12 protein-coding genes are annotated in these 12,337 nt (G+C 55.5%); all 12 read left to right on the top strand.

What is annotated here, in order from left to right; genetic code table 11:
* The first annotated feature begins 277 nt into the window (after positions 1–277).
* A complete protein-coding gene (mnmG, locus tag ENGE1_RS20695) occupies positions 278–2,167 on the top strand; it encodes a tRNA uridine-5-carboxymethylaminomethyl(34) synthesis enzyme MnmG (protein WP_043081445.1) in 1,890 nt (629 codons plus the stop codon).
* A 76-nt stretch (positions 2,168–2,243) separates the two neighbouring features.
* A complete protein-coding gene (gene rsmG / locus ENGE1_RS20690) occupies positions 2,244–2,867 on the top strand; it encodes a 16S rRNA (guanine(527)-N(7))-methyltransferase RsmG (RefSeq protein WP_043081444.1) in 624 nt (207 codons plus the stop codon).
* Between the two features lie 615 nt (positions 2,868–3,482).
* Positions 3,483–3,863, top strand: coding sequence for a F0F1 ATP synthase subunit I (gene atpI / locus ENGE1_RS20685; protein WP_043081443.1), 381 nt, complete (start codon positions 3,483–3,485; stop codon positions 3,861–3,863).
* A gap of 7 nt (positions 3,864–3,870) precedes the next feature.
* Complete coding sequence (gene atpB, locus ENGE1_RS20680) at positions 3,871–4,689, top strand: F0F1 ATP synthase subunit A (RefSeq protein ID WP_043081442.1); 819 nt, start codon at positions 3,871–3,873, stop codon at positions 4,687–4,689.
* 47 nt (positions 4,690–4,736) lie between these two features.
* Complete coding sequence (atpE, locus tag ENGE1_RS20675) at positions 4,737–4,976, top strand: F0F1 ATP synthase subunit C (protein ID WP_000429386.1); 240 nt, start codon at positions 4,737–4,739, stop codon at positions 4,974–4,976.
* A 35-nt stretch (positions 4,977–5,011) separates the two neighbouring features.
* Entirely contained in the window at positions 5,012–5,482 is a 471-nt protein-coding gene (atpF, locus tag ENGE1_RS20670; RefSeq protein ID WP_043081440.1) for a F0F1 ATP synthase subunit B, read from the top strand.
* Between the two features lie 14 nt (positions 5,483–5,496).
* Positions 5,497–6,030 (top strand): F0F1 ATP synthase subunit delta, encoded by a 534-nt coding sequence (gene atpH / locus ENGE1_RS20665; RefSeq protein ID WP_043081438.1) that lies wholly within the window; start codon positions 5,497–5,499, stop codon positions 6,028–6,030.
* Positions 6,031–6,042: 12 nt separating this feature from the next.
* The gene (gene atpA, locus ENGE1_RS20660; protein WP_043081436.1) at positions 6,043–7,584 is read left to right on the top strand and encodes a F0F1 ATP synthase subunit alpha; all 1,542 of its coding nucleotides are present in this window, start codon (positions 6,043–6,045) and stop codon (positions 7,582–7,584) included.
* Between the two features lie 50 nt (positions 7,585–7,634).
* Complete coding sequence (gene atpG, locus ENGE1_RS20655) at positions 7,635–8,498, top strand: F0F1 ATP synthase subunit gamma (protein ID WP_043081435.1); 864 nt, start codon at positions 7,635–7,637, stop codon at positions 8,496–8,498.
* 31 nt (positions 8,499–8,529) lie between these two features.
* Positions 8,530–9,912, top strand: a complete 1,383-nt coding sequence (gene atpD / locus ENGE1_RS20650) for a F0F1 ATP synthase subunit beta (protein WP_043081434.1) — start codon at positions 8,530–8,532, stop codon at positions 9,910–9,912.
* 20 nt (positions 9,913–9,932) lie between these two features.
* The gene (locus ENGE1_RS20645; protein WP_043081433.1) at positions 9,933–10,352 is read left to right on the top strand and encodes a F0F1 ATP synthase subunit epsilon; all 420 of its coding nucleotides are present in this window, start codon (positions 9,933–9,935) and stop codon (positions 10,350–10,352) included.
* A 538-nt stretch (positions 10,353–10,890) separates the two neighbouring features.
* Positions 10,891–12,261, top strand: coding sequence for a bifunctional UDP-N-acetylglucosamine diphosphorylase/glucosamine-1-phosphate N-acetyltransferase GlmU (gene glmU, locus ENGE1_RS20640; protein ID WP_048253541.1), 1,371 nt, complete (start codon positions 10,891–10,893; stop codon positions 12,259–12,261).
* Positions 12,262–12,337: the final 76 nt, after the last annotated feature.

The raw sequence follows: 12,337 nt of genomic DNA, 5'->3' as shown, positions 1-12,337 counted from the left end.
AACTCCGCATTCTGATCCCAGCTTATACGGTGCGGGATCACCGATCATTCACAGCATACGATCCTGGATAAGCATTTGATCCAAAACGCAGGATCCGGCTTATCCACAAGAGAAGGCGATCCTAATAAGAGATCACAGTAAAACAGATCTCTCTTTAAAAGATCTTCTTTTTAATACTCAGGATCGCAGGTGCTTTCTCCCTGGACTAAAGTTGAGTAGAATCCACGGCCCGGGCTTCACTCCATCATTCACACCGCTTTCATGCGAGGCAGAAACCATGTTTTATCAGGATCCTTTTGACGTCATCATCATTGGCGGGGGTCATGCAGGTACCGAGGCCGCGATGGCCGCGGCGCGCATGGGTCAACAGACCCTGCTGTTAACCCACAATATCGACACCCTGGGGCAGATGAGCTGCAACCCGGCGATCGGCGGTATCGGGAAGGGACACCTGGTAAAAGAAGTGGATGCGCTCGGCGGGCTGATGGCGACGGCAATTGACCAGGCCGGCATTCAGTTCAGGATACTAAACGCCAGCAAGGGGCCGGCGGTACGCGCCACTCGCGCTCAGGCAGATCGCGTGCTCTATCGCCAGGCGGTGCGCACCGCGCTGGAGAACCAGCCAAATTTAATGATCTTCCAGCAGGCGGTTGAGGATCTGATCGTCGAAAACGATCGGGTAGTCGGCGCCGTGACCCAGATGGGCCTGAAGTTCCGCGCTAAAGCCGTGGTGCTCACCGTCGGGACTTTCCTCGACGGCAAAATTCATATCGGGCTGGACAACTACAGCGGCGGCCGCGCCGGCGATCCGCCGTCGATCCCGCTCTCCCGCCGCCTGCGCGAACTGCCGCTGCGCGTCAGCCGTCTGAAAACCGGTACGCCGCCGCGCATCGACGCCCGCACCATCAATTTCAGCGTGCTTGCTCAGCAGCACGGCGACAATCCGATGCCGGTGTTCTCGTTCATGGGCAGCGCCAGCCAGCATCCGCAGCAGGTGCCGTGCTACATCACCCATACCAACGAGAAAACCCACGACGTTATTCGCAACAACCTCGATCGCAGCCCGATGTACGCCGGGGTGATTGAGGGTATCGGCCCGCGCTACTGCCCCTCTATCGAAGATAAGGTGATGCGCTTTGCCGACCGCAATCAGCACCAGATCTTCCTCGAACCCGAAGGGCTGACCTCCAACGAGATTTACCCCAACGGGATCTCCACCAGCCTGCCGTTCGACGTGCAGATGCAGATCGTCCGCTCGATGGAGGGGATGGAAAACGCGAAGATCGTCCGCCCGGGCTACGCTATCGAGTACGACTTCTTCGATCCGCGCGATCTGAAGCCGACGCTGGAGAGCAAATACATTCACGGCCTGTTCTTTGCCGGACAGATCAACGGCACCACCGGCTATGAAGAGGCCGCCGCCCAGGGGCTGCTGGCGGGGCTTAACGCCGCGCGCTTCTCTGCCGAAAAAGAGGGCTGGGCGCCGCGCCGCGATCAGGCCTACCTCGGCGTGCTGGTGGACGACCTCTGCACGCTCGGCACTAAAGAGCCGTACCGCATGTTTACCTCCCGGGCGGAGTACCGCCTGATGCTGCGCGAAGATAACGCCGATCTGCGCCTCACCGAGCAGGGCCGCGAGCTGGGCCTGGTGGACGACGCGCGCTGGGCGCGCTTCAACCAGAAGCTTGAGAGCATCGAACAGGAGCGCCAGCGCCTGAAAGCAAGCTGGGTTGCGCCGGCTCACGAGGCGGCTGCCGAAGTCAACGGCCATCTGACCGCGCCGCTCTCCCGCGAGGCGAGCGGTGAGGATCTGCTCCGCCGCCCGGAGATGACCTACGCGCAGCTGGTCCAGCTGTCGCCGTTCGCGCCGGGCCTTGACGATCCGCAGGCGGCCGAGCAGGTCGAGATCCAGGTGAAGTACGAAGGCTATATCGCACGCCAGCAGGACGAGATCGAGAAACAGCAGCGCAATGAGAATACGCTGCTGCCCGCCACCCTCGACTATCGCCAGGTGAGCGGCCTGTCCAACGAAGTGATTGCCAAGCTGAACGATCATAAGCCTTCGTCTATCGGCCAGGCCTCGCGCATCTCCGGCGTCACGCCGGCGGCCATCTCCATTCTGCTGGTGTGGCTGAAAAAACAGGGTATGCTGCGCCGCAGCGCCTGACGCTATGATTTTTCCCGGCGGCGCACAACGGCCGCCGGGCTAACCTCTTAATCTACGCATCTCTACAGGTAACAACGTGCTCAATAAACTCGCTCGCCTGCTCGCCGCAGCAGGCATTTCGTTGTCCGGGGAACAGCAGCAGCAGCTGGTGGCCTATGTCGAACTGCTCCACAAGTGGAACAAAGCCTATAACCTGACGTCGGTGCGCGACCCGAACGAGATGCTGGTGCGCCACATTCTCGACAGCATCGTGGTGGCGCCCTACCTTGCGGGCAGCCGCTTTATCGACGTCGGCACCGGCCCTGGCCTGCCGGGCATCCCGCTGGCGATTGTGCTGCCGCAGGCGCAGTTCACGCTGCTGGATAGCCTCGGCAAGCGCGTGCGCTTCCTGCGCCAGGTACAGCACGAGCTGAAGCTTGAGAACGTTACCCCGGTGCAGAGCAGGGTGGAGGCGTTCCCCGCCGAACCGCCGTTTGACGGCGTTATCAGCCGCGCTTTTGCCTCTCTGACCGATATGGTGAGCTGGTGCCATCATCTTCCGGGAGAAGAGGGACGCTTCTATGCGCTCAAGGGCGTTCTGCCTGAGGATGAAATTGCGCAATTGCCGGCAAATTTTTCCGTAGAAAACATCACGAAACTTCAGGTTCCGCAGCTGGAAGGTGAGCGTCATTTGGTCACGATTAAGCCAAATAAAATTTAATTTTTATCAAAAAATGTGAAGTTTAAATGTACAGCATTGTGTTAAAAATGAACGTCCGGCAGCAGGATACTTTCGGTTACATTTAACCCTATCGTTACTGATGATTTTCCTGCTGTTAACGTCGCTTTTTTTGCTTAACCATGAAAATAGTCAGGCATGAAAATATCAGCAGGCTATAACTTCTCTGGCTGAACCGCTGGCAGATGTTAAATGTTTGCTATGAATGTCAATTAAAGGTTTTTATCAAGTATAGGGACTTTTTAAAATTTATCTGATAATAATGTTAACTATTTCATGATGATACGTTAATAGAGATCCTTATGTGCGTAATTCGAGAAACGGCGAAAATGTTTTTTTTGTGATCGAATTCACGCTTTAAATGGCGGGTTTTCGCGCTATTTGCAGTTTTGCATGAAGGTTCACAGTTTCTCAAAAAGTAGAAAAACAGGGCCAACGAAAAATATTTAAACATTTATTCACCTTTTAGCTACTTATTGTTTGAAATCGCGGGGCGTGCCCGTATAATTTGTCCGCTTTTTGATGCTTGACTCCGGGCCTTAAAGAACGTTTTATACGACACGCGGCGTACCTCGAAGGGAGCAGGAGTAATACAAAATGACCGTGTCGCTCTTGAGTGGAAATGTAGCTCGCAAGCTTCTGTTCATTCAGCTCCTGGCGGTAATAGCAAGCGGACTGCTGTTTAGCCTCAAAGACCCCTTCTGGGGCATCTCCGCAGTATGCGGAGGCGTGGCGGTGATACTGCCGAATGCGTTGTTTATGATTTTTGCCTGGCGTCATCAGGCGCATACACCTGCTAAAGGCCGCGTGGCCTGGTCTTTCGCCCTTGGTGAAGTCGTTAAGGTGGTGCTGACCTTCACCCTACTGGTGATGGCGCTGGCGGTGTTTAAAGTGGTATTTCTGCCGCTGATAGTGACATGGGTTTTGGTGCTGGTGGTACACGTTCTGGCGCCAGCTGTAATCAACAAAAAAGGGTAAAGGCATCATGTCTGCAGGAGAAATCTCAACACCGCAGGATTACATAGGTCACCATCTGAATAACCTTCAGATTGACCTGCGTACATTCTCGCTGGTGGATCCGCATCATCCCCCGGCCACCTTCTGGACGCTCAACATCGACTCCATGTTCTTCTCGGTGGTACTGGGTCTGCTGTTTCTTGCCATGTTCCGCAGCGTTGCGAAGAAAGCGACCAGCGGCGTTCCTGGGAAATTCCAGACGGCGATTGAAATGGTCGTTGGTTTCGTCAATGGCAGCGTGAAGGAGATGTATCACGGCAAGAGCAAGCTGATTGCTCCGCTGGCGCTGACCGTCTTCGTCTGGGTATTCCTGATGAACCTGATGGACCTGCTGCCAATCGACCTGCTCCCATACATTGGTGAGCACTATCTGGGTCTGCCAGCACTGCGCGTAGTACCGTCTGCCGATGCCAGCGTGACCATGTCGATGGCGCTGGGCGTATTTATCCTGATTCTTTTCTACAGTATCAAAATGAAAGGCGTAGGCGGCTTTGTTAAAGAGCTCACCCTGCAGCCGTTCAATCACTGGGCGTTCATTCCAATCAACCTGATTCTGGAAGGCGTCAGCCTGCTGTCCAAACCGATCTCTCTCGGTCTGCGACTGTTCGGCAACATGTACGCAGGTGAGCTGATTTTCATTCTGATAGCGGGTCTTCTGCCGTGGTGGTCACAGTGGCTTCTGAATGTGCCTTGGGCCATTTTCCACATCCTGATTATCTCGCTGCAAGCCTTTATTTTCATGGTTCTGACGATCGTTTATCTGTCGATGGCGTCTGAAGAGCATTAATTTTTACCACACTACTACGTTTTAACTGAAACAAACTGGAGACTGTCATGGAAAACCTGAATATGGATCTGCTGTACATGGCTGCCGCTGTGATGATGGGTCTGGCGGCGATCGGTGCTGCGATCGGTATCGGCATCCTCGGGGGTAAATTCCTGGAAGGCGCAGCGCGTCAGCCGGATCTGATCCCTCTGCTGCGTACTCAGTTCTTTATCGTTATGGGTCTGGTGGATGCTATCCCGATGATCGCTGTAGGTCTGGGTCTGTACGTGATGTTCGCCGTCGCGTAGTAAGTTAGTCGTTAATTTTTAAGAGGTATTGTGCCGTGAATATGAACGCAACAATCCTCGGCCAGGCCATCGCGTTTGTCATTTTTGTTGTGTTTTGCATGAAGTACGTATGGCCGCCGTTAATCGCTGCCATCGAAAAGCGTCAGAAAGAAATTGCTGACGGTCTGGCTTCTGCAGAACGCGCTAAGAAAGATTTGGACCTTGCACAGGCCAACGCGACCGACCAGCTGAAAAAAGCCAAAGCGGAAGCCCAGGTGATCATCGAGCAGGCAAACAAACGCCGCTCGCAGATCATGGACGAAGCGAAGGTTGAAGCAGAACAGGAACGTAACAAAATCGTTGCCCAGGCGCAGGCTGAGATTGACGCCGAGCGTAAACGTGCTCGCGAAGAACTTCGCAAGCAGGTCGCGATTCTGGCTGTTGCTGGTGCCGAGAAGATCATCGAACGTTCCGTGGATGAAGCTGCTAACAGCGACATCGTGGATAAACTTGTCGCTGAACTGTAAGGAGGGAGGGGCTGATGTCTGAATTTGTAACGGTAGCTCGCCCCTACGCCAAAGCAGCTTTTGACTTTGCGGTCGAACACCAGAGCGTAGACAGCTGGCAGAACATGCTGGCGTTTGCCGCCGAGGTGACGAAGAACGAACAAGTGGCAGATATGCTCTCCGGTGCGCTGGCACCGGAAGCGCTCGCCGATGCGTTTATCGCCATCTGCGGTGAGCAACTCGACGCCAATGGTCAGAACCTGATTCGGGTAATGGCTGAAAATGGTCGTCTGGTCGCACTTCCGGATGTTCTTGAGCAGTTCGTGCACCTGCGCGCACTGAGCGAAGCAACGATTGAGGTTGATGTGACCTCCGCTGCGCCGCTGAGTGATGAACAGCTCGCGAAAATTTCCGCTGCGATGGAAAAACGTCTGTCACGCAAAGTGAAGCTGAATTGCAATATCGATAAGTCTGTAATGGCAGGCGTCATCATCCGAGCGGGTGATACGGTCATTGACGGTAGCGTACGCGGCCGTCTTGAGCGCCTTGCAGACGTCTTGCAGTCTTAAGGGGACTGGAGCATGCAACTGAATTCCACCGAAATCAGCGAACTGATCAAGCAGCGCATTGCTCAGTTCAATGTTGTGAGCGAGGCTCACAACGAAGGTACTATTGTTTCTGTAAGCGACGGTGTTATCCGCATTCACGGCCTTGCCGACTGTATGCAGGGTGAGATGATCTCCCTGCCGGGTAACCGTTACGCTATCGCCCTGAACCTGGAGCGCGACTCCGTAGGTGCGGTGGTGATGGGCCCGTACGCTGACCTCGCCGAAGGCATGAAGGTCAAGTGTACCGGTCGTATCCTGGAAGTGCCGGTAGGTAACGGCCTGCTGGGCCGCGTGGTGAACACCCTGGGTGCGCCAATCGACGGTAAAGGTCCGGTTGAACACGATGGCTTCTCGCCAATCGAAGTTATTGCCCCGGGCGTTATCGACCGTCAGTCCGTCGACCAGCCGGTGCAGACCGGTTATAAGTCAGTGGATGCCATGATCCCAATCGGCCGCGGTCAGCGTGAGCTGATCATCGGTGACCGTCAGACCGGTAAAACCGCGTTGGCAATCGATGCGATCATTAACCAGCGCGACTCCGGTATTAAGTGCGTATACGTCGCTATCGGCCAGAAAGCGTCCACCATCTCTAACGTGGTGCGTAAACTGGAAGAGCACGGCGCGCTGTCCAACACCATCGTTGTGGTGGCCACCGCCTCTGAATCCGCTGCGCTGCAGTACCTGGCGCCGTATGCCGGCTGCGCGATGGGCGAATATTTCCGCGACCGCGGTGAAGATGCGCTGATCATTTACGATGACCTGTCCAAGCAGGCTGTCGCTTATCGTCAGGTGTCGCTGCTGCTCCGTCGTCCGCCAGGACGTGAAGCTTTCCCGGGTGACGTATTCTATCTCCACTCCCGTCTGCTGGAGCGTGCTGCGCGTGTTAACGCCGAATACGTTGAAGCCTTCACCAAAGGTGCAGTGAAAGGCAAAACCGGTTCACTGACCGCGCTGCCGATTATCGAAACCCAGGCGGGTGACGTTTCCGCATTCGTTCCGACCAACGTTATCTCGATTACCGATGGTCAGATCTTCCTGGAAACCAACCTGTTCAACGCCGGTATTCGTCCTGCGGTTAACCCGGGGATCTCCGTATCCCGTGTTGGTGGTGCAGCCCAGACCAAGATCATGAAGAAACTGTCCGGTGGTATTCGTACCGCGCTGGCGCAGTATCGTGAACTGGCGGCGTTCTCCCAGTTTGCCTCTGACCTTGACGATGCAACCCGTAAACAGCTCGATCACGGTGTGAAAGTGACCGAACTGCTGAAACAGAAACAGTATGCGCCGATGTCCGTTGCGCAGCAGGCTCTGGTTCTTTATGCGGCAGAGCGCGGTTATCTGGCAGATGTTGAACTGGCGAAAATCGGTAGCTTCGAAGCCGCACTGCTGGCTTACGCTGACCGTGACCACGCTCCGCTGATGCAAGAGATCAACCAGTCCGGTGGCTATAACGACGAAATCGAAGGCAAGCTGAAAGGCGTCCTCGATTCCTTCAAAGCAACCCAGTCCTGGTAACGTCTGGCGGCCTGCCCTAGGGCAGGCTGCAAGGCATTGAGGAGAAGCTCATGGCCGGCGCAAAAGAGATACGTAGTAAGATCGCAAGCGTCCAGAACACGCAGAAGATCACCAAAGCGATGGAGATGGTCGCCGCTTCCAAAATGCGTAAATCGCAGGATCGCATGGCGGCCAGCCGTCCTTATGCAGATACCATGCGCAAAGTGATTGGTCACCTTGCCAGCGGTAATCTGGAATACAAACATCCGTACCTGGAAGAGCGTGAAGTCAAGCGCGTAGGTTACCTGGTCGTGTCCACTGACCGTGGTCTGTGCGGCGGTTTGAACATTAACCTGTTCAAAAAAGTGCTGGCGGATATGAAAGCGTGGTCCGATAAAGGCGTTCAGAGCGAACTCGCACTGATCGGCGCTAAGGGCGTCTCTTTCTTCAACACCGTCGGCGGTAACGTCGTCGCTCAGGTGACCGGCATGGGAGACAATCCTTCCCTGTCTGAACTGATCGGTGCGGTAAAAGTGATGTTGCAGGCTTACGATGAAGGCCGTCTCGACAGGCTATACGTCGTCAGCAATAAATTTGTTAACACCATGTCTCAGGTTCCGACCATCACTCAGCTGCTGCCGCTGCCGGCATCAGAAGATGAGGATCTGAAGCGTAAATCCTGGGATTACCTGTACGAACCGGATCCGAAAGCGCTGCTGGATACCCTGCTGCGTCGTTATGTGGAGTCCCAGGTTTATCAGGGCGTGGTAGAAAACCTGGCCAGCGAGCAGGCCGCGCGTATGGTGGCGATGAAAGCCGCGACCGATAATGGCGGAAACCTGATCAAAGAGCTGCAGTTGGTCTACAACAAGGCTCGTCAGGCCAGCATTACTCAGGAACTCACCGAGATCGTCTCGGGGGCCGCCGCGGTTTAACCAGGTTTACGAATTTCGTAGAGGATTCAAAATGGCTACTGGAAAGATTGTCCAGGTAATCGGCGCCGTGGTGGACGTCGAGTTCCCTCAGGACGCCGTACCGCGCGTTTACGACGCGCTTGAGGTACAGAATGGTAATGAGAGCCTGGTGCTGGAAGTTCAGCAGCAGCTCGGCGGCGGTATCGTGCGTACCATCGCAATGGGTTCTTCTGACGGTCTGCGTCGCGGTCTGGAAGTTAAAGATCTCGAACATCCGATCGAAGTCCCGGTAGGTAAAGCGACCCTCGGCCGTATTATGAACGTGCTGGGTCAGCCGGTTGATATGAAAGGCGATATCGGCGAAGAAGAGCGTTGGGCGATCCACCGCGCTGCGCCGTCCTATGAAGAGCTCTCCAGCTCTCAGGAACTGCTGGAAACCGGTATCAAGGTAATGGACCTGATTTGCCCGTTCGCGAAGGGCGGTAAAGTCGGTCTGTTCGGCGGTGCGGGCGTTGGTAAAACCGTAAACATGATGGAGCTGATCCGTAACATCGCGATCGAGCACTCCGGCTACTCCGTGTTTGCGGGCGTGGGTGAACGTACTCGTGAGGGTAACGACTTCTACCACGAAATGACCGACTCCAACGTTATCGACAAAGTATCCCTGGTGTACGGCCAGATGAACGAGCCGCCGGGAAACCGTCTGCGCGTGGCGCTGACCGGTCTGACCATGGCTGAGAAATTCCGTGACGAAGGTCGTGACGTTCTGCTGTTCGTCGATAACATCTACCGCTATACCCTCGCCGGTACTGAAGTATCCGCACTGCTGGGCCGTATGCCTTCTGCAGTAGGTTACCAGCCGACGCTGGCGGAAGAGATGGGTGTTCTGCAGGAACGTATCACCTCCACCAAAACCGGTTCTATCACCTCCGTACAGGCGGTATACGTACCTGCGGATGACCTTACTGACCCGTCTCCGGCAACCACCTTTGCGCACCTTGACGCGACCGTGGTACTGAGCCGTCAGATCGCCTCCCTGGGTATCTACCCGGCCGTTGACCCGCTGGACTCCACCAGCCGTCAGCTGGATCCGCTGGTTGTAGGTCAGGAGCACTATGATGTCGCTCGCGGCGTGCAGTCTATCCTGCAGCGCTATCAGGAGCTGAAAGACATCATCGCCATCCTGGGTATGGACGAACTGTCCGAAGACGATAAGCTGACGGTAGCCCGTGCGCGTAAAATTCAGCGCTTCCTGTCTCAGCCGTTCTTCGTTGCAGAAGTCTTCACCGGTTCTCCGGGCAAATTCGTATCTCTGAAAGAGACCATCCGCGGCTTTAAGGGCATTCTGGACGGCGAATACGATCATCTGCCGGAGCAGGCGTTCTACATGGTTGGCTCCATCGACGAAGCGGTCGAGAAAGCTAAAAAACTTTAACGCCTTAATCGGAGGGTGATATGGCAATGACTTACCACCTGGACGTCGTCAGCGCAGAGCAGGAGATGTTCTCCGGCCTGGTTGAGAAGATCCAGGTAACGGGTAGCGAAGGTGAACTGGGTATTTACCCGGGCCACGCTCCGCTGCTCACCGCCATTAAGCCTGGTATGATTCGCATCGTGAAGCAGCACGGGAAGGAAGAGTTTATCTACCTGTCCGGCGGCGTATTGGAAGTTCAGCCTGGCAACGTCACCGTGCTGGCTGACACCGCGATCCGCGGCCAGGAGCTCGACGAAGCGCGAGCCCTGGAGTCCAAGCGTAAAGCGGAAGAGCACATTAAGAGCTCTCACGGCGATGTGGATTACGCTCAGGCGTCCGCTGAGCTGGCCAAAGCGATCGCTAAACTGCGCGTTATCGAGTTGACCAAGAAAGCGATGTAACACCGGCTTGAAAGCACAAAAGCCAGTCCTGTTCCGGACTGGCTTTTTTATGTCTGTCGGGCTTTAGCATGATCTGGATCACAATAGTGATTGATCGGTTCAGAAAGCAGGCGTAGACTTACTTTTGTGACTTACATCACAAAATTAATTCGCTATGCAGGAATGAACCACAATGAAAAAACGTCTTCATAAAATCATCGCGCTGTTCAGCAATATGAGCTTCTGATTGCTTGTATAATGAACGACTATGCAAAGAGGCTGCCGACAGGCGGCTTTTTTTGTATCCGCCGTTTGCCTTTTCGCCTCTTTAATTCGCATCTGAAATTAATCACTAAATCAAAAAGATAAACTTGATACCTGACGTAATGGGCAGCATTACGGCGGCTTTCCTCTCTTTGATCCTGCTATTGCAGCGAGCGCAGGGTAGAATTGTGCTGGAATGCAGGCTTTTTCAGCTGTACGTTTTGTAGTGCAAAATATGTAGAATTTTCAACGCTAAATCGCTTTACTTCTCTCACTTAAAAGATTCAGGACGCGTATGTCAAACAGCATGATGAGCGTAGTGATCCTTGCCGCAGGCAAAGGCACGCGCATGTACTCCGACCTCCCCAAAGTGCTGCATACCCTTGCGGGCAAGCCGATGGTCCAGCACGTGATTGACGTGGCTGACGTCTCCGGCGCGCGGCAGGTTCATCTGGTCTACGGCCACGGCGGCGAGCTGCTGAAGCAGACCCTGAAGGCCGACAACCTGAACTGGGTACTGCAGGCCGAACAGCTGGGGACCGGCCATGCGATGCAGCAGGCCGCGCCGTTCTTCCGCGATGATGAAGACATCATGATGCTGTACGGCGACGTGCCGCTAATTTCCGCCGAAACGCTCGCGCGCCTGCGCGCGGCCAAGCCGCAGGGCGGCATCGGCCTGCTGACGGTCAGGCTTGAGGATCCCACCGGCTACGGCCGCATCACCCGCGAAAATGGCAAAGTGACCGGCATCGTCGAGCACAAAGATGCGACGGACGCCGAGCGGCAGATTCAGGAGATCAACACCGGTATTCTGATTGCCGGCGGCGCCGATCTTAAGCGCTGGCTGGGTAAGCTCAGCAACAACAATGCCCAGGGCGAATACTACATTACCGACATCATTGCGATGGCTTATCAGGAAGGGCGCGATATCGTCGCCGTTCATCCGGATCGCCTGAGCGAAGTGGAAGGGGTCAATAACCGCCTCCAGCTCTCGCGCCTTGAGCGCGTGTACCAGGCAGAGCAGGCTGAAAAGCTGCTGCTGGCGGGCGTCATGCTGCGCGATCCTTCGCGCTTCGACCTGCGGGGGAGCCTGCAGCACGGGCGCGACGTTGAGATTGATACTAACGTTATTCTTGAAGGCCGGGTGACCCTGGGCCACCGCGTTAAAATTGGCGCCGGCTGTGTGATAAAAAACAGCGTTATCGGCGACGACTGCGTTATCAGCCCCTATACCGTGGTGGAAGATGCCCGGCTGCACGCAGACTGTACCGTCGGGCCGTTCGCCCGCCTGCGTCCGGGCAGCGAGCTGCTGGAGGGCGCCCACGTCGGCAACTTCGTCGAAATGAAAAAGGCGCGGCTGGGTAAGGCATCAAAAGCCGGTCACCTTAGCTACCTCGGCGACGCCGAGATAGGCGATGATGTGAACATCGGCGCCGGGACGATCACCTGCAACTACGACGGCGCGAACAAGCACAAGACGATTATCGGCGATGACGTCTTTGTCGGATCCGATACCCAGCTGGTGGCGCCGGTGACCGTCGGACGCGGCGTGACGATTGCGGCCGGTACTACGGTGACCCGCGACGTGGCCGATAATGAGCTGGTGCTGAGCCGCGTACCGCAGGTGCACAAGCAGGGCTGGCAGCGTCCGGTGAAGAAAAAATAATTTCGCTTTTTTCCTTCGGGAAGAGGGCCGGGATGAGGGGATAACATAATCCTCCGCCCACCAGCAGTATCTATAA

The sequence above is a fragment of the Pluralibacter gergoviae ATCC 33028 = NBRC 105706 genome, assembly GCF_001598855.1.
Classification (GTDB): Bacteria; Pseudomonadota; Gammaproteobacteria; order Enterobacterales; family Enterobacteriaceae; genus Pluralibacter; species Pluralibacter gergoviae.
This window is presented reverse-complemented; position numbering and strand designations above follow the sequence as displayed.

Bases quoted from the DNA above. Each gene is read 5' to 3' on its own strand.
- mnmG (WP_043081445.1), top strand. From the start codon at position 278: ATGTTTTATCAGGATCCTTTTGACGTCATCATCATTGGCGGGGGTCAT.
- atpI (WP_043081443.1), top strand. From the start codon at position 3,483: ATGACCGTGTCGCTCTTGAGTGGAAATGTAGCTCGCAAGCTTCTGTTC.
- atpB (WP_043081442.1), top strand. From the start codon at position 3,871: ATGTCTGCAGGAGAAATCTCAACACCGCAGGATTACATAGGTCACCAT.
- atpE (WP_000429386.1), top strand. From the start codon at position 4,737: ATGGAAAACCTGAATATGGATCTGCTGTACATGGCTGCCGCTGTGATG.
- atpH (WP_043081438.1), top strand. From the start codon at position 5,497: ATGTCTGAATTTGTAACGGTAGCTCGCCCCTACGCCAAAGCAGCTTTT.
- atpA (WP_043081436.1), top strand. From the start codon at position 6,043: ATGCAACTGAATTCCACCGAAATCAGCGAACTGATCAAGCAGCGCATT.
- atpG (WP_043081435.1), top strand. From the start codon at position 7,635: ATGGCCGGCGCAAAAGAGATACGTAGTAAGATCGCAAGCGTCCAGAAC.
- atpD (WP_043081434.1), top strand. From the start codon at position 8,530: ATGGCTACTGGAAAGATTGTCCAGGTAATCGGCGCCGTGGTGGACGTC.
- ENGE1_RS20645 (WP_043081433.1), top strand. From the start codon at position 9,933: ATGGCAATGACTTACCACCTGGACGTCGTCAGCGCAGAGCAGGAGATG.
- glmU (WP_048253541.1), top strand. From the start codon at position 10,891: ATGTCAAACAGCATGATGAGCGTAGTGATCCTTGCCGCAGGCAAAGGC.